Origin of the sequence: Micromonospora sp. NPDC049274 (assembly GCF_040678875.1) — a bacterium.
Classification (GTDB): Bacteria; Actinomycetota; Actinomycetes; order Mycobacteriales; family Micromonosporaceae; genus Micromonospora.
Genome location: NZ_JBFAQS010000007.1, coordinates 207,143 through 230,597 on the forward strand (window position 1 = coordinate 207,143; position 23,455 = coordinate 230,597).

Annotated in this window: 21 protein-coding genes; 16 read left to right on the plus strand and 5 right to left on the minus strand. The window is 69.9% G+C overall.

Annotated features, from left to right (window positions below; genetic code table 11):
• Positions 1–36 precede the first annotated feature (36 nt).
• On the minus strand, positions 37–1,503 hold the full coding sequence (locus tag AB0K10_RS15950; RefSeq protein ID WP_363683985.1) for a DUF1996 domain-containing protein: 1,467 nt from the start codon (positions 1,501–1,503) through the stop codon (positions 37–39).
• Between the two features lie 257 nt (positions 1,504–1,760).
• On the opposite strand from AB0K10_RS15950, the gene AB0K10_RS15955 reads away from it, so the two are divergent.
• The 9 genes from AB0K10_RS15955 (at position 1,761) to AB0K10_RS15995 (ending at position 9,185) form a co-directional block, all read left to right on the plus strand.
• Positions 1,761–2,411, plus strand: coding sequence for a TMEM175 family protein (locus AB0K10_RS15955; protein WP_363683987.1), 651 nt, complete (start codon positions 1,761–1,763; stop codon positions 2,409–2,411).
• 153 nt (positions 2,412–2,564) lie between these two features.
• Positions 2,565–2,975: a DUF6069 family protein gene (locus AB0K10_RS15960; protein WP_363683989.1), complete on the plus strand. Its 411-nt coding sequence runs from the start codon at positions 2,565–2,567 to the stop codon at positions 2,973–2,975.
• A 40-nt stretch (positions 2,976–3,015) separates the two neighbouring features.
• Positions 3,016–3,369 carry a YciI family protein gene (locus AB0K10_RS15965; RefSeq protein ID WP_363683991.1) on the plus strand — a complete coding sequence of 118 codons (354 nt, stop codon included), beginning with the start codon at positions 3,016–3,018 and terminating at the stop codon, positions 3,367–3,369.
• A gap of 19 nt (positions 3,370–3,388) precedes the next feature.
• A complete protein-coding gene (locus AB0K10_RS15970) occupies positions 3,389–4,588 on the plus strand; it encodes an RNA polymerase sigma factor (RefSeq protein WP_363683993.1) in 1,200 nt (399 codons plus the stop codon).
• Positions 4,585–5,163 (plus strand): dihydrofolate reductase family protein, encoded by a 579-nt coding sequence (locus AB0K10_RS15975; RefSeq protein WP_363683995.1) that lies wholly within the window; start codon positions 4,585–4,587, stop codon positions 5,161–5,163. The genes AB0K10_RS15970 and AB0K10_RS15975 overlap by 4 nt, the downstream gene beginning before the upstream one ends.
• Positions 5,164–5,383: 220 nt before the next feature.
• Entirely contained in the window at positions 5,384–6,286 is a 903-nt protein-coding gene (locus tag AB0K10_RS15980) for an NBR1-Ig-like domain-containing protein (protein ID WP_363683997.1), read from the plus strand.
• Positions 6,287–6,481: 195 nt separating this feature from the next.
• Positions 6,482–7,336, plus strand: a complete 855-nt coding sequence (locus AB0K10_RS15985) for a peptidoglycan-binding protein (protein ID WP_363683999.1) — start codon at positions 6,482–6,484, stop codon at positions 7,334–7,336.
• 34 nt (positions 7,337–7,370) lie between these two features.
• The gene (locus tag AB0K10_RS15990; RefSeq protein ID WP_363684001.1) at positions 7,371–8,255 is read left to right on the plus strand and encodes a peptidase inhibitor family I36 protein; all 885 of its coding nucleotides are present in this window, start codon (positions 7,371–7,373) and stop codon (positions 8,253–8,255) included.
• Between the two features lie 6 nt (positions 8,256–8,261).
• A complete protein-coding gene (locus AB0K10_RS15995) occupies positions 8,262–9,185 on the plus strand; it encodes a SpoIID/LytB domain-containing protein (protein WP_363684003.1) in 924 nt (307 codons plus the stop codon).
• Between the two features lie 99 nt (positions 9,186–9,284).
• On the opposite strand, the gene AB0K10_RS16000 is transcribed toward AB0K10_RS15995, so the two are convergent.
• Both AB0K10_RS16000 and AB0K10_RS16005 read right to left on the minus strand, forming a co-directional pair.
• Positions 9,285–9,566 carry a hypothetical protein gene (locus AB0K10_RS16000; protein WP_363684005.1) on the minus strand — a complete coding sequence of 94 codons (282 nt, stop codon included), beginning with the start codon at positions 9,564–9,566 and terminating at the stop codon, positions 9,285–9,287.
• 13 nt (positions 9,567–9,579) lie between these two features.
• The gene (locus AB0K10_RS16005; protein WP_363684007.1) at positions 9,580–10,386 is read right to left on the minus strand and encodes a hypothetical protein; all 807 of its coding nucleotides are present in this window, start codon (positions 10,384–10,386) and stop codon (positions 9,580–9,582) included.
• Positions 10,387–10,994: 608 nt separating this feature from the next.
• On the opposite strand from AB0K10_RS16005, the gene AB0K10_RS16010 reads away from it, so the two are divergent.
• From AB0K10_RS16010 to AB0K10_RS16020, 3 genes are all read left to right on the plus strand, one after another.
• Positions 10,995–12,461 (plus strand): endo-1,4-beta-xylanase, encoded by a 1,467-nt coding sequence (locus tag AB0K10_RS16010; RefSeq protein WP_363684009.1) that lies wholly within the window; start codon positions 10,995–10,997, stop codon positions 12,459–12,461.
• A 171-nt stretch (positions 12,462–12,632) separates the two neighbouring features.
• A complete protein-coding gene (locus AB0K10_RS16015; RefSeq protein ID WP_363684011.1) occupies positions 12,633–14,417 on the plus strand; it encodes a hypothetical protein in 1,785 nt (594 codons plus the stop codon).
• Positions 14,418–14,474: 57 nt separating this feature from the next.
• The gene (locus AB0K10_RS16020; RefSeq protein WP_363684013.1) at positions 14,475–15,557 is read left to right on the plus strand and encodes a glycosyltransferase family 2 protein; all 1,083 of its coding nucleotides are present in this window, start codon (positions 14,475–14,477) and stop codon (positions 15,555–15,557) included.
• Between the two features lie 44 nt (positions 15,558–15,601).
• Here AB0K10_RS16020 and AB0K10_RS16025 read toward each other — a convergent pair whose 3' ends face one another.
• The gene (locus AB0K10_RS16025; RefSeq protein ID WP_363684015.1) at positions 15,602–16,531 is read right to left on the minus strand and encodes a hypothetical protein; all 930 of its coding nucleotides are present in this window, start codon (positions 16,529–16,531) and stop codon (positions 15,602–15,604) included.
• A 168-nt stretch (positions 16,532–16,699) separates the two neighbouring features.
• On the opposite strand from AB0K10_RS16025, the gene AB0K10_RS16030 reads away from it, so the two are divergent.
• Positions 16,700–17,656, plus strand: a complete 957-nt coding sequence (locus tag AB0K10_RS16030; protein WP_363684017.1) for a DUF1731 domain-containing protein — start codon at positions 16,700–16,702, stop codon at positions 17,654–17,656.
• 58 nt (positions 17,657–17,714) lie between these two features.
• Here the strand turns inward: AB0K10_RS16030 and AB0K10_RS16035 are convergent, their stop codons facing one another.
• On the minus strand, positions 17,715–19,463 hold the full coding sequence (locus AB0K10_RS16035) for a cellulose binding domain-containing protein (protein WP_363684019.1): 1,749 nt from the start codon (positions 19,461–19,463) through the stop codon (positions 17,715–17,717).
• Positions 19,464–20,241: 778 nt separating this feature from the next.
• Between AB0K10_RS16035 and AB0K10_RS16040 the strand changes: the two genes are divergently transcribed.
• The 3 genes from AB0K10_RS16040 to AB0K10_RS16050 all read left to right on the plus strand — a co-directional run bounded on the left by AB0K10_RS16040 (position 20,242) and on the right by AB0K10_RS16050 (position 23,443).
• Positions 20,242–21,780, plus strand: a complete 1,539-nt coding sequence (locus AB0K10_RS16040) for a polysaccharide lyase family 1 protein (RefSeq protein WP_363684020.1) — start codon at positions 20,242–20,244, stop codon at positions 21,778–21,780.
• 122 nt (positions 21,781–21,902) lie between these two features.
• Positions 21,903–22,592, plus strand: a complete 690-nt coding sequence (locus AB0K10_RS16045) for a TMEM175 family protein (protein ID WP_363684022.1) — start codon at positions 21,903–21,905, stop codon at positions 22,590–22,592.
• A 92-nt stretch (positions 22,593–22,684) separates the two neighbouring features.
• Positions 22,685–23,443, plus strand: a complete 759-nt coding sequence (locus tag AB0K10_RS16050) for a GNAT family N-acetyltransferase (protein WP_363684024.1) — start codon at positions 22,685–22,687, stop codon at positions 23,441–23,443.
• Positions 23,444–23,455: the final 12 nt, after the last annotated feature.

The window sequence follows — 23,455 nt, forward strand, 5'->3', positions numbered from 1 at the left end:
GAGCGAGAGGGCCGTCCAGGAGTGCGGATGCGGGGATCAGCCGCCGGCGAACGTCGGTTCCACCCCGCACTTGGCGTCCTGGTTGAGACAGGACTTCACCAGGGCGCCCAAGTGGTCGGGCTCCCAGGCGTTCATGAAGTCGCCGTGCATGGAGGACGGCTTGCCGGAGGCGAGGCTGAGACCGTCCCCGCCCAGCGACTGGTAGTTGACCATGAAGGAGAGGTCGGGCACCGCCACCGGGTACTTGCCGGTGCAGACGCCGTTGACGGGGTCGCCCATGTGCGACTTGTGGTCGGGCGAGTCGATGTTCTTGCCGTCCCAGCAGTCCTTGAACACCAGCTGGAAGATGAGGTTGCCGCCGGGGGCGCAGACCGGCCAGTTGCCGTCGGCGCTGCGGCCGATCTCGGCGCTGCCCGCGCACCAGAACTGGTTGCTACCGGCGTTCTTCGGGGTGTCGACCTGCCGCTTGGCGTCGCCCTCGACAACCCGCAGGCCCGGCGGGAAGGGCTTGACGGCCGACGGGTCCTTGACCCGCGAGCCGTAGTAGACCCGGAAGCTCTTCATCGGAACGGGCTTGCCGTCCTTGCGCAGCTCCGGGACCCAGTAGGCGCTCAGGTCACCGGGGGCGTTGCAGGTGGTCGTCGAGGAGAGCAGCTTGTCGGTAGTGGTGAAGGCGTCGACCTTGGGGCCGAAGAACGTGTGCATGTGCGAGGCGCCCGACAGGCCGGGCAGGACGATCGGGTCGTCCGGCGCGGAGTTGGCGACCTCGCAGTCGGTGTGGAACTCGGGGACGCGGGTGGTGCCCGGCGGCACCGCCTTCGGCTCGATCGCGTTGAAGGCGGCCAGTTCCTTGCTCCACCTGGCCTGGTCGACAGGCACCCAGCCGCCGCCGGCCGGAGCGCTGGACGGGGACGCCGACGGGCTGGAGCTCGGTGCGGCCGTAGCGCTCGGCGTCGTGGCCGTCGCCGGACCGAACGTGAACCAGTTCAGATTCACGAAGTCCGACGTGCCGATGCTCTTCAGGACGGCGAAGACGGTCTGCGCGCCAGCCGGCACACGTGACGCCTTCGCGGTGACGGTCGTCCACTTCTGCCAGCCGCCGGTGGAGGCGATCGGGAAACTGGCCAGCAGTTGACCGTCCTGCGCGCCGAGGTGCAACTCGACAGAGCCGCCGGTGGTGTTGAGTGCGGCGACCCGGGCCGTGAGGTCGGCGCCGGTAATCGACACGTTGTCGTACCGCAGCCAGTCGCCGTCGGCCAGCCAGCCGACGTTCCTGCCGCCGTCGGTGTCGCCAGTGCTCTCGGTCTGCGCACCGGACTGCGCGGCGAATGCCTCCGCCTGGACCCGGCCGGGCACGGCTACCTCTTCGGCCTGGGCACCGGCGATGTAGATGCCGCTGCCGCCCAGCGCGGCGACGACCGCGGCGGCGAGCGTGGTGCGAGCGAGGCGACGGCGCTTGCGCGCCCGGTCCGGTGGTGCGACATGCGCGGGGGGAGTCCGCATTGCCAGTGGTTTCCTTCGAGTTGGCGATAACGCTCCGGTCGGAATGAAGTATGTGCACGTCCAGAGCCCGCAGCAACGTGCGGAAAAAGATTTAAGGAGGGCCGTGAGCAGGGCTCCTGGTGGCCGGCCTCCCCGCTCCGGATAACAGTTTTTCGCCCGCGCAGCCTTAATTTTGTTTTAACTCCTCGCAGGCGGCGCGACTCCGCTGATGACGAATTTTGCGGTAACGAATCGTGTTCCGAACGGATACTGAGGGCATGTCGTCCCGACCTGGCACCCCTCGGCTGACGCGCCAGCCGGGGCGGCTGGTCGCCTTCAGCGACGGTGTCTTCGCCATCGCCGTGACGCTTCTCGTGCTGGAGATCCAACCGCCGAAGGACTTCGGGCGTCTCCTGCCGGGCCTCGGGGCGTTGTGGCCGTCGTACCTGGGCTACGCGCTGAGCTTCCTGCTCATCGGGCAGGTGTGGGTCAATCACCACGTCATGTTCGACCGGGTGCGGCACGTCGACCGTCCGGTCCTGTTCCTCAACACGCTGCTCCTGATGGTCATCGCGTTCCTGCCGTTCTCCACGTCGCTGCTCGCCGACGCGCTCCGCGCGGAGCAGGGGCTACGCATTGCGGTAGTCGTCTACGGCAGCACACTGTGGGTGGCAGCGGCCCTGTTCAACGTCATCTGGGCACACCTTCGCCGGGCGAAACTCCTGGATCCCAGCCTCGGGCCCTTCGGCGTCCGGGCCATCGGCCGCCGCTACGCGTTCGCGCTGGCCTGGATCGGCACCGGCATCCTCGTCGGCGCGTTCGTGCCGATCGCGGGCGTGGCCATCATCGCGGCCTTCCTGCCCGCCTACTACCTGCCCATCCGCGGCGAGTACGGCGAGGGCGGCGAGACCACCGACAGTCGGAGCTGAACCGGCCCGTTGGCCCGGAGACCGGCTCGGCGTACACAGCGGTCGAGATTCGTCAAAATATTGTGGGCGTGGCTGTCGATCGGGGCCGGCTCTCTTCGTAGCCCTAGTGAGAGCCCGGCATCGAGACGGGCCACGCACCCGCTGGAGGGCACGATGACCACCACCGCGCAGACCACCCGCACCACCACGGCCTTCGGCGCGCTGATCGGGGCCGGTGTGCTCGCCACGGTCGCCGCGAGCGCCACCACCATGGCTGTCGCCGCCGTCGGCCGTGCGGCGGGCGTCAGCCTCGACGTGAGCGGTGCCCCGATTCCGGTGACGGGGTTCGGCGTGCTGACCGCCGTCTTCGCGTCGATCGGCGTGCTCCTCGCCGTACTGCTGTCCCGCTTCGCGCGGCGGCCGCGGCGCGCGTTCGTCCGTACGACAGTGGTGTTGACGGTCCTGTCCCTGGTGCCGGACGTGCTCGCCGACGCCGGGACGCCCACCAAGGCGCTGCTGATGCTCACCCACCTGGCCGCGGCCTCGATCGTGATCCCGGCTGTCGCGCGTCGCCTGGCCGCCTGACCCTTTCCCATCCCACCATCGACCTATCGAAGGGACCACCATGAAGCAGTACCTGCTGTCCGTGCACTTCGTCGAGGGCGCGCCGACGCCGTCCGACGAGGAAACCCAGATCATGTTCCGGGAGACCGGTCGGATCAACGACGACATGCAGGCCGCGGGCGCCTGGGTCTTCGCCGGGGGCCTCACGTCGCCCGACAGCGCCACAGTCGTACGGGTCGAGAACGGCGCCACCTCGATGAGCGACGGGCCGTTCGCCGAGACGAAGGAACACATCGCCGGATTCTGGGTCATCAAGTGCGACGACCTGGACGCGGCGCTGGCCTGGGCCGAGAGGTGCGCGGCCGCCTGCGGGCCGGTCGAGGTGCGCCCCTTCGACGACCTCTCCCAGGCCTGAGCGGAAGCCATCACCCGACATGGACCTGGCGAGCATCTACCGCGCGGAGTACGGCCGCTGCGTCGCCACCCTGGCCCGCCTCCTCGGTGACATCAACCTCGCCGAGGAGGCCGTCCAGGACGCCTTCGCCACAGCGCTGCAGAAGTGGCAGGCCCTGCCGCCCAACCCCGGGGCCTGGATCGTGACGACCGCGCGCAACCGGGCCATCGATCGGCTCCGCCGGGAGTCGACACGCGAGGCCCGGCACGCCCAGGCCCTGCTGCTTCACCAACAGGACGAACCCCAGGAGGTGGGACCGGTGCAGGACGACCAACTGCGACTCATCTTCACCTGCTGTCACCCGGCACTGGCCCCGGACGCGCGGACGGCCCTCACGCTTCGTCTGCTCGGCGGTCTGGAGGTACCGGAGATCGCCCGGGCGTACCTGGTCCAGGAAACGACAATCGCGCAGCGGATCGTGCGCGCGAAGAAGAAGATCCGGGACGCCGGAATTCCGTACCGGGTGCCCGCCGAACACGAGCTGCCGGACCGGCTGCCGCCCGTGCTGACCGTGCTCTACCTGATGTTCAACGAGGGCTACGCGTCCACCGCCGGGCCGCTGATCAGGACGGACCTGTGCGGCGAGGCGATCCGGCTCGCCCGCGAGCTGGCCGCGTTGATGCCCGACGAACCTGAGGTCCTGGGCCTGCTCGCCCTGCTGCTGCTGACCGAGGCACGGCGTCCGGCCCGGCTCGGCCCGACCGGCGAACTCGTGCTCCTACCCGACCAGGACCGGTCGCTGTGGAACCGGGCGCTCATCGCCGAGGGCCACGACCTGGTCCGGCGCTGCCTGCGGCGCAACCGGCCCGGCCCGTACCAGATCCAGGCCGCGATAGGCGCGGTGCACACCGACGGCGCGGCCACCGACTGGCCGCAGGTCCTGGCGCTGTACGACCAGCTCCTCGCGCTCGCGCCGACCTCTGTCGTCGCGCTCAACCGGGCGGTCGCGGTCGCCGAGGTGCACGGGCCGGCGGTGGCCCTCAGCGCGCTGGAGGCCGTCGACCTCCCGGGCTACCACCGGCTGCCCGCCACCCGGGCCGAGCTGCTGGCCCGGCTCGGCCGCGACGGAGAGGCCCGAGCCGCCTACGACCAGGCCATCGCACTGACCAGCAACGAGACCGAGCGTGCCTTCCTGCGGACGCGTCGTACCGCACTCACCCATCCAAGGAGATCATCGTGACCACCACCTACACCTTCGACATCTTCACCAGCCTCGACGGCTTCGGCAGCACCACGGGCAACTGGGGCGGCTACTGGGGTAAGCAGGGCCCGGAGCTGCTGGAGCGGCGCCTCGCCACGTACGGCGAGGACCTGCGCATGGTCTTCGGCGCCAGCACGTACCGGATGTTCGCGGGGATGCTGGCCGCCAGCACCGAGGAGTCCGAGGTCCGGGACGCCTGGGTCACCCGCATGATCAACCTTCCGGCGACTGTCGTGTCGAACACGGTGGAGGGGCCCCTCGACTGGCCGGACGGGACCGTCGTGCGCGGCGACGCCGTCGATGTCGTCGCCCGGCTCAAGGAGGAGTCCGACGTGCCGTTGCGCTCGCACGGCAGCCTCTCGATGAACCGGGCGCTGCTGGCCGCCGGCCTGGTCGACTTCGTCCAGGTGACGCTCTTCCCGGTGGTCACCGGCGCGACCGGAACCGAGCCGATCTTTCACGGGACGGCCGACTACGACCTGGAGCTGATCGAGAGCCGGACGCTCGACGGCCGCACCCAGGAGTTCATCTACCGACCCAGCCTGCACGCCTGAGTCCGTTAGTGGTCCGGCGGTGGCGCGGTGGCGCGCCACCGCCCGGCCGGTCACCGGCACACTTCGGTCTCCTGCGCCACGTACCGAGAATCCACCCCGGAACACGCCGCACACCGTCCGCGTGTTGGCCCCCCGACAGATTGATGGCCGCCGTCGCCCGTTCGGTAACCTCTGACACACTCTCACAATGCCTGACGACGTCGTCTGACTTGGGGGACCGATGAAGGACCAGCGTGCCGCCGCGCAGTCGATTCAGGACGGACGGGCCGCCGAGGGGTTCGCCGAGCAGTTGCGGACGCTGCGCAGGGCGGTCGGAGACCCGTCGTTCCGGAAGATGGCGGCGCGATCGGGCCGGATCTCACACACGACGTTGCACGAGGCCGCAGCGGGGACCAGGTTTCCCTCGTGGGAGACCACCCGGGAGTTCGTTCGGGCCTGCGAGGCCGACGAGGCCCAGTGGCGGCGCCGATGGGAGGCCGCGCAGGGCCCGGTGACGGACCAGGCCGGCGGGCAGGCCGATCCCGCGTCGGATGACGCCGCGTCGGTGCCGGAGGAGCAGGTCGAGGATCCACCGGCCGAGGACGGCGTCGCGGGTACGCGGCGCCGCCGGCTTCCGTGGCTCAACGCCGCCGCGGTGGTGCTGGTGGTGGCGGTGGCCGCCGTCCTGGGCGTGACCGTTCGCGGTCACTCGGCCGCCGACGACTCCGGCACCCCGTCCGCGGCACCGTCGTCGGCGGCGTCGCCGTCGGCGTTCTCGGACTCACTGATTCCCGGGGACGCGAGCAAGTTCGTCGCCGACGTCACCATCCCCGACGGTACGCAGGTGAAGGTGAACGCCCAGTTCGACAAGGTGTGGGCTCTCGCGAACGTGGGGAAGGTCGACTGGCACAACCGGTTCCTGGTGCGCATGGACCCCGCCGCCGACGGTGCCGGTTGCCGGACGCCGGATCGGGTGCCGATCGGTGACACACCGCCCGGCGAGCAGGTGATGATCCGCGTTCGGGTGACCGCGCCGAGCCGCCCCGGCAAGTGCTGGGTCAGTTGGAAGATGGTCGACGAGACCGGGCGGGAGTACTTCCCCACCCGCAGGCCGGTGTACTTCATGGTCACCGTGACCGCCTGAGGCCTCGAGCGGCCGTCCGGACGCGAACGCACGGTGTCAGGTGCCGGCCCGACCCAAACTGACAACACCACGTTCGCCGAGGCCAATGACGGCCTGACGGATCTGACAGGACACCGGGGGTACCGAACAGCGGGGGACTTCTCGCAGGGTGATGTCGAACCGAGAACGACTCACCAACAAGGAGGAGGACCCATCTTGCGCCGTCCCTGGTTGACCGTCGGGCTCGCCGCGCTCTGCGTGGCCGTCGGCGTCCCGACCCACGCGGCATCCGGCGCCACCGCGCAGCGGACCGTCGCGACAGCCGCGCGGCCCGTCGTGGACATGGAGGCCACCGTCCTGGCCGCCCAGATCGACCCCCGCCGCGCGGACAACACACTGACCCCGGGTGCGAAGAGTTCCGTACTCGCCGTCGAGCAGGCGCTTCAGGCCCGGAATCTGCTGGACGCGCAGTGGGTCGACGGCTACTTCGGCACCGTGACCGTCTCGGCGTACGCGGCCTACCAGCGCTCGCTCGGCTACACCGGCCTGGCCGCGAACGGGCTGCCGGGCACGACGTCACTGACGAAGCTCGGGCTGAATCGCTACACCGTCGGCAACACGATCGGACCGGGCGCGAAGGTCCCGCGTGACGGGTACGTCGTCAATGCCCGTACCCAGGCGATGCTGGCCGAGGCGCAGCGTCTGCTCGGCCGCACCCTGCTGCTCGAACAGGGGTCGTACAACCCTGGGGGTGACCCGACCTCGGCCGGCACGCACGACGGCGGGGGTGTGGTGGACATCGCGGTCGCCGGCATGACCGCGGCCCGGCGCACCGCCGTCGTCCGGGCGCTCCGACGGGTCGGCTTCGCCGCCTGGGTCCGTGACCCGAGTCAGGGTGACTGGCCGTGGCACATCCACGCCACGGCGATCAACGACACGGACCTGTCCAGCCAGGCGCAGCACCAGGTCGGCGACTACTACCTCGGCATGAACGGCCTGGCCAACCGTGGCCCGGACGACGGCCCCCGGATCCCGATCCAGACCTGGGAGCAGTACCAGCGCGGGCAGTGACCCGCACCCCCCTCACCGTTTCGGAAAGGACACCATGAACATCCGTAAGAGTCTCGCCGCCGCCGGCGTCGCGCTGGCCGCGAGCACCTCGATCCTCAGCCTCGCATCGCCCGCGTCGGCGGCGGCCCGCGACGGGGTCTGCGACAGCGGCGAGTTCTGCTACTACTACAACAGCGACAACGCGGGATCGATCTCGGACTTCACCGGGTCGCTCGACGACTACGGCACCGAGCAGCCCTCGTGCTACGACTTCAAGGGCGCTGGCGCCGGCAAGGGCCTGTGCATCAAGAACGAGGCCGCCTCGGTCTGGAACCGCAGCACCAAGACCGTACGCGTCTACTACAACAGCGGCTACGCGGGTTCTTACCAGGACTTCGCGGCCGGCGCGAAGGCCAACCTCAACGCCACGCTGAAGAACAACAACGCCTCGCACCAGTTCTCGCCGTCGGCGCGCACGAACCTGTCGTACGCCCTGTACCAGGCCAGCGGCGGCTCGGTCACCTGCGGCTTCGACGGTTACACCACCACGCCCGGGCGGCACGAGGGCATCGACATCGCCCGCAGCGTCGGCTCGGACGTGCACGCGGTGGTCTCCGGAACGGTCATCTACGTCGCGCGGGGCAGCACCGGCAGCGGCGGCCTGTCGACGATCTCCGTCTACAACTCCTCGCTGAACAAGACGGTGATCTACCTGCACACCGCGCCGAGGTCCGGGGTGAGCGTGGGCGACGCCATCAGCAAGGGCGAGATCATCGCCGACGAGTCGTGGCACGGGGTGTCCTCCAGCTCGTCCGCGCACACCCACGTCGAGGTCCGGGCCGGCCGGCAGACCCACGCGGCCGTCAGCGTCGGTGACCCCACCCTGGACAACGCCGACCCGACCGCGTTCTGGAACTCCCAGGGCTACAACGAGAAGTAGGACGCCGTGAATATTCGCAAGGGCCTCGCGATCGTCGGCGCCGTCCTCGCCATGTCCACCTCCATCCTGAGTGTCGCCTCGCCGGCAGCGGCTGCCGCACGGGACGGAGCCTGCGACAGCGGCGAGTTCTGCTACTACTACAACAGCAACCAGGCCGGCTCGGTCTCGGACTTCACCGACTCCCTGGACGACTACGGCACCACCCAACCGAGCTGCTACGACTTCAAGGGCGCGGGCGCCGGCAAGGGCCTGTGCGTGAAGAACAACGCGGCGTCGGTGTGGAACCGGACCGGCAAGACCGTGCGTGTCTACTTCAACAGCAACTTCGCCGGTTCTTACCAGGACTTCGCGGCCGGTGCGACTGGCAACCTCAACGCCACGCTGAAGAACAACAACGCCTCGCACGAGCTGCTGAGCGGGTCGACGGGCTGCAGCACCGACGGCACCAACACCAAGCTGCCGAGCACCATCCTCGTCTACCGGGTCGGTCTCGGTCGCGTCGACCGGGTCGACTTCAAGACGTACGTCAAGAACGTCCTCCCCAACGAGTGGATCACGAGCTGGCCGCGAGCCTCGCTGGAGGCCGGCGCCGTGGCCGTCAAGAGCTACGGCTGGTACTGGGCGCTGCACTCGACCCGGAAGACCTCCGGCGGCCAGTGCTACGACGTCCGGGACGACACCGGCGACCAGGTCTACCGGCCGTCGTCGGCGCAGGCGTCGACGTCCGCCGCGGTGGACAGCACCTGGTCGACCCGGATGACCCGCAGCGGCAACATCCTGCAAGCCCACTACTGCGCGACCACGACGGCGTGCGGTGGCTGGGTGGACGGGGACTGGCTGTCGCAGTACGGCTCGCGTGACCAGGCGAACGCGGGCAAGAGCTACCAGACGATCCTGCGCTACTACTACCGCGACGTGGTCGTCTCCTGACGTTCCGCGTCAACCGAACCATCCTCGGGCTCTGCCTGAGCGGGCCCGCCGGGCTCGACGAAGCGCCCCGTCCACATCTGGACGGGGCGCTTCATCGTGTCAGCCGAGGTCCGTGCCGGACACCGGGCGGAACTTGTCGGCGCTCGACTCCGGTGCGGCCACCTCGATTCGGGGCGACCGGTCCGGTGGAAGGTGGGCGAGGTCGGCGATCACGACCACGTCCACCTCACCGTCGACCATCTTCTGCTCGACCCTCTCCCACGCTGCCCGCATGATCCCGTTCAAGCGGTAGTCATGTCGGCGGAGGTGGTGAAGGCACATCGCGATGGCGTGCTCGGACGGCTCGATGTCGGCGGGTACCCAGATAACGGCCAGTTCCATGATTCTCTCCTGATCAACGCAGTGGACGCGGATGGAAGATCAGGAGCTGCCGCGGCGGCGGGGGACCCCGCTCCACGGGCCGACTGGCGGCGTGGCTGTCGAAGGGGACGACGGCGCGCCCCCGGTGCAGCGGTGCGACGCGTGGTGGCCCGTCGGTCGCCAACGACGTCTGGTCGAGCCCCCCGACGCCGGTGCCGACGGATGCGGACACGTTCGCCGGCGCCAACGCCGGTTGACCGGGGAAGGGCCCGGCGGGAGGGGGCGGTGCCGGAAGCGGAGTGGTCATCGTGACAAGCATTCGAGCCGGCGCGCGACCGGTGGCGGGGAGGCCGGCGCGGGACGCCCTCGCTGTCAGCTGTGTCTGCGGTGCTGATCGGGTGGGACGTGCGGCCGGCGAGTCCGCGGACGGGACGGGCGCGGTGGGAGGCGGAGCGGGGTGTCGCGCACGGGGTGGTCGAGGTGGCGCGGCCGTCGAAGGTTCGGCCGATGGCTTCGGTGCGGCGGTGGCCGTCGGCAGGGGCAGGGGAACGGCCGTCGGCACCGGCAGCGGGAGGACCGTCGGCACCGGCAGGGGGATCGCGGTCGGCAGGGGCAGGTCGACGCCCAGTGGCCTCTCGACCACGTCGTGCAGCAGCGCCCCGACGATCCCCGGTGCGGTGGCGTCGGCCGCCGCTGAGCCGGTCGACGGCGACGGCGACGGGCCGGCGTACGCGGGCTCCGCGCCCAGGGCGGCACCGAGCGCTGCCGCCCCCAGCGCGGCCGCCCCGAACGCCGCAGCGCCGAGCGCGGCCGGCGGCGCACGCCGCTCCGGCCGCCTCACGCGCTCCCACCCATGCCCGGACTGTTGCCCCCCGACACCTCGCGCTACACCTGTAGCGGACCGGCGCGCCGACACCGCGTCGGTCCGCCTGCGCCGCGCGCGGCCGGCACGTGGACCCCGCTCCACGCCCCCTGCCGTTCGCGGGGCAGGTGACCCGGACTGTGAGCGATAACAAGACCGACGCCCGGCGCTCTCACCGCACGGAGGCGGCACGGATCATCGACCCGTTTTGGCGCGGACGTCGACAGGTAGCGATGAATCGGGCAGCGCGAACCGATTCGGCCGGGTGACTATGTGGCCGGCTCGTTACGTCTTGACGAACAGCATGTTATCGCTCACTCTCGATGCAGAGGTCGTCGGCGTCGGTGGCTCACCGGGCGAGTCCCGCGGTCGCGCCTCGAAGAAGCACGGCGTCCCCGGGCAGCGGACGTCGTTCAGGACTCGCGTGGTTACCGGCGAGCGCCGGCCAGGCCGCGTGTGCCGGTGCGAGGTGCCCAGGATGACCGTCCCGGATTCCTTGGCTCACACCGGCACCAGCCGTCGGGGCCAGTTCGTCCTGAGTGACGTGGCACATCACCCCACCGATGCAACCACTGAGAAGGAACGACATGAGACCCAAGAAAGCTCTGCTGGCGACGGCGACCCTCGCTGTCGCACTGACCGCGGGTATGACTGTGGCGCTGGCGCCCATGGCCAGCGCCGGAACGACGTTGAGGGCGTCGGCGGCCGAGAAGGGCCGCTACTTCGGTGCCGCCGTCGCGACGGGCAAGCTCTCCAACAGCCAGTACACCGGCATCCTCAACAGCGAGTTCAACAGCGTCACCCCCGAGAACGAGATGAAGTGGGACGCCACCGAGCGGTCCCAGGGTCAGTTCAGCTACACCGGTGGTGACCGCCTCGTCAGTCACGCGCAGGCCAACGGCATGAGCGTGCGGGGGCACGCGCTGTTGTGGCATGCCCAGCAGCCGCCGTGGGCGCAGGGCATGTCCGGCACCGCGCTGCGCAACGCCGCGATCAACCACGTCACCCAGGTCGCCACCCACTTCCGGGGCAAGATCTACGCCTGGGACGTGGTGAACGAGGCGTTCGCCGACGGTGGCAGCGGCGGACGGCGCGACTCGAACCTGCAGCGCACCGGCAACGACTGGATCGAGGCGGCGTTCCGCGCCGCCCGCGCCGCCGACCCGGGTGCGAAGCTCTGCTACAACGACTACAACACCGACGGAATCAACGCGAAGTCCACGGGCATCTACAACATGGTGCGCGACTTCAAGTCCCGCGGCGTCCCGATCGACTGCGTCGGCTTCCAGTCCCACCTGGGCACGACATTGGCCAGCGACTACCAGGCCAACCTGCAGCGCTTCGCCGACCTCGGCGTCGACGTGCAGATCACCGAGCTCGACGTGATGACCGGCTCCAACCAGGCCAACATCTACGGCGCGGTCACCCGTGCCTGCATGGCCGTCGCACGCTGCGCCGGCATCACCACCTGGGGCGTCCGGGACAGCGACTCGTGGCGCGGCAGCGACAATGCGCTGCTGTTCGACGGGTCGGGCAACAAGAAGGCGGCGTACACCTCAGTCCTCAACGCCCTCAACGGGGGCAGCACCAACCCCACCACGCCCCCGCCGGGCACGGGGGTGGACACCACCGCCTGGTACGTCCTGGTGAACCGCAACAGCGGCAAGGCGCTCGACGTGTACGAGCGGTCGACCACCGACGGCGCTCGGATCGACCAGTGGGCCCGTAACGACGGAGCGTGGCAGCAGTGGCAGTTCGTGGACTCCGGCAGTGGCTACTACCGGCTGAAGTCCCGCAACTCCGGCAAGGTGCTGGACGTCTCCAACCGCTCCACCGCCGACTCCGCGCCGGTCGTGCAGTGGAGCGACGCCAACGGCACCAACCAGCAGTTCCGGCTGGCCGAGTCCTCTGGCGGCTACCAGCGTCTGATCAACCGCAACAGCGGCAAGGCCGTCGAGGTACAGGGCGCGTCCACCGCCGACGGCGGCAACATCGTGCAGTACGCCGACTGGGGCGGCACCAACCAGCAGTGGCAACTGGTCCGAGTCGGGTAATCTCCTGACCCGCTGAACCGGCAGCGCGGTGGCGCGGACGCACCTCGTCCGCGCCACCGTCGCCGCTGACCGTGACGCGCGTCGGTACGCGGCCGTTGAACCCGGTGCCTGCGCATCCACGTTTCGGACAGCGGATGGACAAGGCCAGAACTATTGGAGAGCATCTATTTCATGATTATCCGGTCCGCCACCCCGCCACCGACCACGGAGAACGTGCCGCCCGAGCCGACCTCCGACGACCGGCCGCCGGCCGATTGGGGTCGATGGCGCTGGGCCCGATCCGAATGGACTGTGGCGGTACTGGCGAGCCTGCTGGTGGCGGCGGTGCTGACCTGGCCGACACTGCGGCATCCCGCGAGCACGATCCCCGGCGACCTGGGTGACCCGCTGTTGCAGGCGTGGCAGGTCGCCTGGTCGGGGCACGCCCTGCTCAGCAGCCCGGCCGACCTCTGGAACTCCAACACGTTCTACCCCGAGAAATACACGTACGCCTACAGCGACACCCTGCTCGGCTACGCGCCGATCGGGCTGCTCGGCTCCGGCTTCGAGGCCGCCGTGATCCGGTACAACGTGCTGTACGTGCTGCTGCACGCGTTGGCGTCCCTCGGGGCGTACGCCCTGGCGCGGCAGCTCGGTGCGAACCGGTGGGGCAGCGCGGTTTCCGCGATCGCGTGGGCGTACGCGCCCTGGCGGTTGGCGCACTCCGGGCACCTGAACATCCTGTCGAGCGCCGGAATCGCGCTGTCCCTGGCCATGCTGGCCCGTGGTCACGGCTGGTCGCTGCGTCACGGGTACCGGCCGGAGCTGCGACGGCCCGGCTGGGCGTTGGCCGGTTGGCTGGTCGCCGCCTGGCAGGTCAGCCTCGGCTTCGGCATCGGCCTGCCGCTGGTGTACTTCCTGCTGGCCACGGTCCTGGTGGCGGCGGGTTGCTACGGCTGGTCCTGGTGGAGGCGGCGGGAGCGCCCGCCGTTCGGCCGGCGGCTGCTGCTCGCCGACCTGCTCGGTGGGGGTGCGTTCGGCGTGGTGACGCTGCTGCTGGGCATGGTCTACCTGCGCGTCGTCGACCTCAACCCGCAGGCCGAGCGGACGCTGGACTGGACGAAGATGTTCTCGCCTCCGTTGATCGGCTTCGTCACCGCGCCGGCCGATTCGTGGTTGTGGGGCGAGCGCCACGCCGCCGCACGTGAACAGCTGTCCTGGCCGCCGGAGATGGCGCTGCTGCCGGGCATGATGCTGATCGGGCTGGCCGCCGCGGGGCTGTTCCTCTCGGCGTATCCCATCCGGCACCGCGTCGCGCTGGGGCTCGGCGTGCTCGGCACGGTGCTGCTGGGCCTGGGTGCCACGCTCGGCGGCGACGGCGATCCGGGGTACCTGACCCTGTCCACGCTCCTGCCGGGTTGGGACGCGTTGCGTACCCCCGGGCGGATGATGCACTGGACGAGCCTGCTGCTGGCGGTGTTGGCCGCCGGAGCGGTGACGGCGTTGGCCGAATCGCTGCGCGAGTCCTCACCCCGCCAGTGGACGCGGATCCTCACGCCGCTGGTCCTGCTCGTGCCGTTGACAGTGGTCACCCTGGAGGGCGTCAACCGGACACCCCACCCGACCGTGCCGCAGCCGCCGGCCGCGATGAGCACGGTGCAGGACCCGATCCTGGTGCTGCCGGCTGGCGGGCTGGGCGATCTGACGTACATGTTGTGGACGACCGACGGGTTCCCCCGCGTGACGAACGGTCTGGCCGGGTTCGAGCCGGTGAGCCAGGCGCAGACCCGGACGGCTGTGGCGTCGTTCCCCGATGCGGGCAGCGTGGCGTACCTGCGGGGGATAGGCGTGCGGTCGGTGGTGGTCGTGCCGAGCCGCGCCGCGGGCACGCCGTGGGACGGCATCGCGGCCCGGCCCTTCGACGGGCTGGGCATCACTCGGGAGGATCTCGATGGCACGCTGGTCTACCACCTCTGACCGCGCCGGCGCCGGGTCGGCCGGCGTCGGTGGCTGCCCGCGTACGGGCCGGATGGGGTGACGACTGTGCGATTGTCCGTCGTGGTGCCCTGCTTCAACGAGGAAGAGTCGGTGGAGCGGTTGCACGAGACCGTGTGTGCCGCCCTCGCCGAGCTGCCCGACGTGGACGTCGAGGTGGTGTACGTCGACGACGGCAGCGAGGACGGCACCCTCGCGGCGCTGCGCCGGCTCGCCGCCGCCGACCCCACCGTCTGCTACACGTCGCTGAGCCGCAACTTCGGCAAGGAGGCGGCGATGCTCGCCGGGTTGCAGCGGGCCACCGGCGACGCGGTCGTCATCATGGACGCCGACCTGCAGCATCCGCCGCGTCTGCTGCCCGAGATGGTGCTGCTGTACCAGCAGGGCTTCGACCAGGTGATCGCGCGCCGGGACCGGCGCGGTGACCGGTTCGTGCGGATGGTCGCCTCGCGGTCCTTCTACCGCATGATCAACTGGTGGATCGACGTGCGCCTGCAGGACGGGGCGGGCGACTTTCGTCTGCTGTCCCGCCTCGCCGTGGACGCGATCCTGGCGATGCCGGAATACAACAGGTTCTCCAAGGGATTGTTCTCCTGGATCGGCTTCCGGACGGCGGTGGTGGCCCACCCCAACGAGACCCGGCAGTCGGGGCGGAGCAGGTGGACGTTCGGCAAGCTCTTCAACTACGCGTTCGACGGCCTGCTGTCGTTCAACAACAGGCCACTGCGCCTGGCGATCTACGGTGGAATGTTCCTCACCCTCATCGCACTGGTCTACATGGCCTGGGTGGTCGCGGACGCCGTCGAGAAGGGCATCGACGTCCCCGGCTACACCACGATCATCGTCAGCGTGATCGGGCTCGGCGGCATCCAGATGACGATCCTGGGTGTGATCGGGGAGTACATCGGCCGGATCTACTACGAGACCAAGCGGCGACCGCACTATCTGGTGCAGGAGACCGAGCACCTGCTCGCGGAGACCGGCGAGGCGTCGCGGCTGTCGGTCCCACCCGCGCCACGCGCGACCGTACGGGGCCAGCGGACGGTACCGGCCCGCGAGGAACCCTTCCGGCGGCCCTCAGCGCCCCGCCGGCGGGGGGTCAACGACCGCGACACGAGCTGACACCGGGCCGGCGGGTGTCGGCCGTCCCGCCGGGATGGCCTCGGTCAGCGACCGCAGGAGCGGCACGCGCCGCGGGTGCGCAGGTGGTAGTCGGCGGACGCGGCGAGCAGGCCGAGCCCCAGGAGGAGATACGCCGACATGGCCACCCAGAGGAACGCGTCGGAGAACTCACTCTCGGATCCCGATGCCACCTGCGTCAGCCCCATGCCGAAGTAGGCCACGATGCCCGCCCCGAGCCCGAAGCCGGGCACCAGCAACAACCGCCGGGGAATCGCGCGGCCCGCGAGCAGCGGCACCCACCCCGGCCAGACCTCACCCCAGTGCCGCACCAGCGCCAGCGGCAACAGCGCCCCGGCCAGCACGAGACCGATCTCCAACCCGATCATCGAGGCGTCCCGCGTGAGGCCGTCGAGGTCCACCACGACCTGGGCCGCGAACCGGGTCACGAGGCCGGCCACCGCCACGTACGCGGCCCAGCGTGCCCACGGCGCCGGTACCGAGCGCCGTCGACCGGGTGGGATGGTGCGGCAGCAGTCCGGACAGTCGCCCCGGGTGCGCCGCTGATAGCGGGCGGTGGCCAGGCCGAGCAGGGCCGCTCCGGTGACGCACCCGAGCCGACTCGCGAACGCCACCGGGTCGAACGACGGGCCGGGAGCGAACAGCAGGAGACTCACCAGTTCCGGCAGCAGGATCGCGGCCGCCGCGACCAGCGCCCCGCCGAGGGTCCACGCGAATCCCGCCAGTACCGGCCGCCAGGTCGTCGCCCGGGCCAGCGCCACCGCCGCCGCGCCGGTGCCCAGGCACAGGCCCACCGACCACCAACCGGTGAAACCGAGCAGGTCGGACCCGAACGGCGGGAACTCCGGCGCCTCGCCGACCGTCCACGCCAGACGTAGTCCGCCGTAGGCCACGGCCCAGGCGAGGACTGCGTAGGCCAGGTCGCTGCCCCTGCCGCGCGCTGCCGATGTCGTCATGCGTCCGATCCTCGCGGGGCGCCGGCAGGAGCGATCCCCTCCGGTCGGGGAGGTCGCTCCCCGCCGGGAGGGAGTCGCATTGTTCGATCTTGATCCGCCCGCCATCCCGTCGTACGCTCGACTCATGGTTGAACGTGTTCAAAAACGAGTGCCGGTCGCGGACCGAGCATGAAAATCGTCATTCCAGGCGGCACGGGGCAGGTGGGCGCGATCCTGGATCGGGAGTTGACGGCCCAGGGCCACGATGTGGTGGTGTTGACCCGCTCGCCGAGCGGCGCGCGTCAGGTTCGCTGGGACGGCGCCACGCTCGGCGACTGGGCCAGCCAGATCGACGGCAGCGACGTGGTCATCAACCTGGCCGGGCGGAGTGTGAGTTGTCGGTACACCCCGGAGAACCTCGACGCCATGATGCGCTCACGGGTGGAGTCGGCGCGGGTCGTCGGCGAGGCCATCGCCGAGGCCGTCCGGCCACCCAGGGTGTGGCTCCAGATGAGCACCGCCACCATCTACGCGCACCGCTTCGACGCGGCCAACGACGAGGGCGGTGGTGTGCTCGGCGGCGGCGAGGAGGGCGTTCCCGGGTACTGGTCGTACAGCGTCAGGATCGCCCAGAACTGGGAGGCCGCGCAGGAGCGGACGGCGACTCCCCACACGCGCAGGGTCGCGCTGCGCTCGGCCATGGTGATGAGCCCCGACCGCGGTGGCGTGTTCGACGTGCTGAGCTGGCTCGCGCGGCTCGGACTCGGCGGCCCGGTCGCGGGCGGTGGGCAGTACGTCTCGTGGATCCACGACCGGGACTTCGTTCGCGCGGTGCGCTTTCTGATCGACCGTGACGACCTCGCCGGGCCGGTGAACCTGGCCGCACCCGGCGCGTTGCCCCAGCGCGAGTTCATGCGGGCGCTGCGGTCGGCCTGGCGGATGCCTGTCGGTCTGCCGGCCACCAGGTCGATGGCGGAGCTCGGCGCATTCGTGCTCCGCTCGGACACCGAGCTGCTGCTGAAGAGCCGGCGGGTCGCCCCTGGCCGGCTCTCGGCTGCCGGCTTCACCTTCGACCATCCGCAGTGGCGCGACGCGGTCGGGGACCTCGTACTCCGACGTCGGCGCGGTGGTGGTCCCACGCGCTGACGCGGTGGTGCGTGGGGGTGGGCACGATCCCGCACACCCCCACGCCACGTCGACACGGTCAGAGAGTGAACACGAGGGTGGAGATGCTGCGGGCGCCGACGTTGATGGTGGCCTGTCCTCCGTTCACGCTTGTCGGCTGGCTGGCCGCGTTGGCGTTCTGCGAGGTGAGGTAGTACTCGGCCTTGCTGACGTTCTGCGGCGCCTGGATCACGGCGTTGTTGACCGCGCTGTTCGACCGGTTGAGGATCACCAGCGTGATCTTCCCGTCACCCTGGTAGGCGGTCACCTCCAGCGGCGAGGCCTTGGAACTCTTGGTCAGCGCGACGCGTTGGTAGCCGGGCCGCACGTACTTCGCGTACTGCGAGAACGCGTACCCGCGCTTGAGCGGAGCGCCCGCCGTGGTGCCGTAGGCCGCCTCGCCGTCGCCGATGAAGGAGTAGTAGCGCTTGCCGTACCACCAGATGTAGGCGCTCCAGTTGGCCTCCATCGACTTGTGCACCGTACGCATGATGTCGTCGAGCGTCTCGTCCCAGACGGCCTGGTTGGCGGGGTTGCCCCAGATGTTGGAGCCGCTGCCGTCCGCCTCGTGGTAGTTCCACTCCGTCATCCACACGGGCTTGTTGTACTGCTGGGCCAACGGGTACGGCTTCAGCCGGCCCGAGTCCTCGGTGCCGTACAGGTGACCGCCGATGTAGCCGATGTTGTTCCGGGCGGTCGCGTCGTTCAGGGTCGGATCGGTGTAGCCGTAGTTCAGGTTGACCGCCTCGGCGACCATCAGCTTGCTGTTCTGCACCTTCGTGCCCTGATCCCGGACGAAGGTGCGCAGCTCGGTGCCGCTCCAGTCCATCGAGTCGTAGTCCGGGTGCCAGTCCGGCTCGTTCTGCACCGATGTGACGTCGATGGTGACGCCCTGACCGCGCATGTACTGGACGTAGCTGTTCAGATGGTTCGCGTAGTCGTCGTAGTAGTCGGTCTTCAGCTTGCCGCCGCCGGTTCGGCTGTTGTTGGTCTTCCACGCGGCCGGCGCCGTCCAGGGAGAGGCGAGGATCTTGACGTTCGACCCGTACGACTTCGCCGTCTGCAACGAGCTCACGTGGGTCGCCCATTCGCTGGACACCGGCGAGAGGCCGGTGCGAACGATGGACAGACCGAGCTGGTTGGGGCCCATCCCGACCAGCGTCTGGGTGTCGGTCGTCGACCAGGCACTGCCCCAGATGGACTGTGCGGCCCCGAACCCGTCGACCGTCTGGTACCTGGTGGCGCCGTTCACCGTGATGTCCGCGGGCCCGGTGGGCGGCGGGGTGGTGGGGGGCGGCGTGGTCGGGGGTGGCGTGGTCGGCGGCGGTGTCGTCGGGGGTGGCGTGGTGGGCGGCGGGGTGGTCGGCGTCGTGTCGCCGGTGCAGGTCACACCGTTCAGCGCGAAGCTGGCCGGTTCGGGGTTGCTGCTCGTCCACGAGCCGTTGAACCCGAACGACGCCGTGCCGTTGGTGGGGATGGCCCCGTTGTAGCTGACGTTCTTGGCGGTGACCGCGGCGCCGCTCTGGGTCAGAGTCGTGTTCCACGCCTGCGTGACCGTCTGGCCGGCGCTGTAGGACCAGGTGAGCGTCCAGCTGCCGACCGCGTCGCCGAGATTGGTGATGGTGACGTTCGCGCCGAAGCCACCCTGCCACTGCGACGACACGGCGTAGTTCACCGAACAACCCGCGGCGGCGGCTCCGGCCGGTGCGGCCAGGGCGACCGCCGTCGATGCCAGTAGGACGGCGCCGGCCGACACCAGGGCGGCGTTGGTCACTCTTCGTTTTCTCATTCGGACTTCTCCTGAGGTGGTGGTGGCGGCCGTCGACCGCCAGCCCTCATCAAGGGCGAGGGATCACCGGGGGAGCGCCGGTGTGGCGACCGGGACGTCGGCACCGGACCGAGCCGCGTGTCGCCGGTCGCGGATGCGGGAGCGGCGGCAGGACGGCGATGGTGCGGCGAACGGGCCCGGCGGGACTGCGGCACCCTCCTCTGCCGGCCGGCCATGGATCGGACCGGCCTCGCTGCTCATTCGCAGGCTCGCGGGTGAGTGCCGCACGGCGAGCGCACGAAACAGTTTCTCGTTGCCCGGAATTTATTTCGTCGAGTGGTGTGTGTCAATGCCTCGCGGGTTGCCCGCCCGCTCGGACGATGCGCGGGACGTCGTCGGCGGCACCGGTTCGGCTGGATCTGCGGCCAGGCGAACGTGGTCAGGCGAACGTGGTGAGGCGGGGTGCTGACCCGGGTCGGTGGCCCCCGTCTGACCGACGTCTGCAAAAAACCTGCAAACGCTAGCCCTTGCCGAAGGGAAACCGCTTTCCTACGATTGCGTTACGTCGATGTTTCCTCCCCCGAGCCGGGCGGCGCGTGTCGGGATACGCCTCCGGTGGACGTGCCGCTTGGGCAGCGGTTTCGCCGCGCACGCCAGGGCGACGAAGGTTTCGGCGATTAGCGGGCAATTTGTTGCCGTCAATGCACAGTGATCGACCTGACTCGCGTCCCCGAGGAGGGTCGGCGCGTCGATCGCCGCTGCCGTCGGCACATCGAAACGACGATGAAGGAGACGCGAGATGAGACGACCAGTCGCACTGCGACTTCAGGCGGCGGTGGTTACGGCCGCTGTCGGGGTCGCGGTCGGGGTGACACTGTCCACCCCGCACGCGTCGGCGGCGGCCGGCGCCGCCACCGGCTACGCCACCCAGAACGGCGGGACCACCGGCGGAGCGGGCGGGCAGACGGTACGGGCCAGCACGGGCACCGCGATCCACGCCGCGCTCTGCGGGCGTGCCAGCAGCAGCACCCCGATCACCATCGAGGTCACGGGGACGATCAACCACGGCAACACCAGCAAGGTGTCGGGATCCAGCTGTAACACCGCCGACGGCGTGATCGAGCTCAAGCAGATCAGCAACGTCACCATCATCGGGGTCGGCAGCGGAGCGGTCTTCGACCAGTTGGGCATCCACCTCCGGGACTCCAGCAACATCATCATTCAGAACGTGACGGTCCGGAACGTCAAGAAGTCGGGTTCGCCGACCTCCAACGGTGGAGACGCCATCGGCATGGAGAGCACGGTGCGCAACGTCTGGGTCGATCACGTCACCCTGGAGGCGTCCGGCGGGGAGTCGGAGGGCTACGACGGCCTCTTCGACATGAAGGACAACACCCAGTACGTGACCCTGTCGTACAGCATCCTGCGCAACTCCGGTCGTGGCGGCCTCATCGGGTCCAGCGAGAGCGACCTCTCCAACGGGTTCGTCACCTTCCACCACAACCTCTACGAGAACATCGACTCCCGTGCGCCGTTGCTGCGCGGCGGCATCGCGCACATCTACAACAACCACTACGTCAGCCTGCACGAGTCCGGCATCAACTCCCGGGCCGGCGCCCGAGCCAAGGTGGAGAACAACTACTTCCGTAACTCGAAGGACGTCCTGGGCACCTTCTACACCAACGAGCGCGGCTACTGGCAGGTCAGCGGCAACACCTTCGACAACGTCACCTGGTCCAGCGCCGGCAGCGAGAACTACCCCGCCGGCCCCAACCCGACGTCCACCACCACGGTCAGCATCCCGTACGCGTACCGCCTCGACGCGGCGAGTTGCGTGCCGGACGTCGTCCGTCAGACGGCCGGCCCCAATACCGGCCTGCGGGTCTCCGACGGCAGTTGCTCGCCGCAGACGCCGCCACCGACCACTGCGCCACCGACCACCGCGCCGCCCACCACGCCTCCGCCGACCAGCGGGACCAACCTCAGTCTGGGCGCCGGCGCCGACGGCTCCAGCAAGGCGAGCGGGACCAGTTACGGCAACGTGCGCGACGGCGACAACAGCACCTGGTGGTCGCCGGCCGGGTCGACCGGGTCCATCTCGATCAAGTGGGGATCCGCTACCCGGGTGTCCCGGGTGATCATCCGGGAGCCCTCCGGGACCCAGGGCTCCATCGGTTCCTGGCAACTCGTCAACCACGACACGGGCGCCGTCCTGGCCTCCGGCAGCGGCGCGGGTGCGATTACCTTCTCCGCGACGGCACTGAGCAAGATCACCTTCAAGATCAACAGCTCGAGCGGTACGCCGCGGGTCGGCGAGTTCGAGACGTACGCCTCCTGACGACCGGGACGGGCGGGGGCGGCAAGGGCCGCTCCCGCCCGACGCGTCGGTCTACGAAGGACGCCCGCACGGGTCGCGGCAATCGTGCTCGCGAGCGGTTCGCCGGCTGTTAGCGTACGGCAATGTCCGCAGCTCAAGAGGGTACCCAGGCGGGCGATGGCGGTCCCGCGGTGACCGACGCGGGTCGCCTGGCGGCATTCAGCGACGGTGTGTTCGCCATCGTCATCACCCTGCTGGTGTTGGATCTGCGGGTCCCGGAGTTCCACGAGGGTGGGTTGGCCGAGGGGCTGCTTGGGGAGGGCCCGTCCTATCTGGCCTTCGTCGTGTCGTTCATCTATGTCGGCGTCCTCTGGCTGAACCATCACGCGGTGCTCCAGCTGGTCCGGGGCACCACAGCCGCCTTCAGCTCGATCAATCTCGCCATCCTCTTCGGCGTGGTGATCATCCCGTTTCCGACCGCCGTCCTGGCTTCGGCGCTTGCCGACGGCAACACCGACGACCTGCGCGTGGCTGTCGTCCTGTACGCGTTCGCCGCGTCGCTGATGTCCGCGCCCTGGTGGGTGCTCTTCGCCTACGTGCGCCGCCACCCGGCGTTGCGTGCCGACACCGTCGACCAGGAGCAGGTCCGGGTGCAGGAGGCTCGCCCCATCGTCGGCCTGGTCCTCTACGGCCTGACCGGGGTGCTCGGCTGGTTGGTGACCCCACTGCTCGGCCTGATCGGCGTGGTCGTGATGATCATCTTCCACGGCGCCACCAGCCAGGGCCTCCGCCACCGGCTGTGGTGGCGCGGGCGGAACGCCCACCCGAGCTGATCCAGCCTGCGCTCCGCCGGACCTCGATTCGCGCAGGTCACGCCCCTGCGGCTATCTTTCTGGCTTCGGTGGAGATCGTCCGGGGGAGGGCCATGAACACCATCGCCGAGCGGATGGCGACGGCGTACGACGAAGCCATCGAGGATCTGTGCGGGGCAACTCCGCAGGGCTGGTACGCGAAGCGGGGCACTGCCCGCGGCGCGGTGACCCACGCGGGCGCGGCGACGTTGAACGTCGCCTACGACCTGTCGCCGGAGCCGGATCTGGAGTCGCTGGACGAGCTGGCGGCCGAGGTGGGCCGGCAGGCGCCTGTGTGGTCGGTCATGACCCGGAGCGCGGCGGGCGGCGCGGTTGCCGATCTCGCCGGCCGGCACGGGCTCCGGGAACGCAGTGAGCTGCCGCTGCTGGGCTGCATGGCGGACGAGTTGGTCTTCCGGGCCGACCCGGCGCGGCGCGAGTTGGTGCGGCGGGTCGGCGCGGCCGAGAGTGATCGGTACACGGACGTCCTCACCAGGGGGTTCGAGGTCCCGGACGGTCTGTTCGGATCGCTGATGGGCGGCGACGTGCTCGACGCCGAGCGCATCGTCGGTTACCTGTGCGAGGAGGCCGGTCAGCCGGTCGGGACCGGGCTCGGAATGTGGACCCGGGGTGTGGTCGGCGTGTTCAACATCGCCATCCTCCCCGGTGCGCGGGGTCGCGGTCTGGGTCGGGTGCTCACCGAGGAGGTGCTGCGTGACGGCGTCGCGGCCGGCGCGGATGCGGCGTACCTGCAGTCCAGCGCGCTCGGCCGGCCGTTGTACGAGTCGATGGGTTTCCGCCTCCTGGAGAACTGGACCGCCTTCCGTGCCTGACGGTGGGCGGAG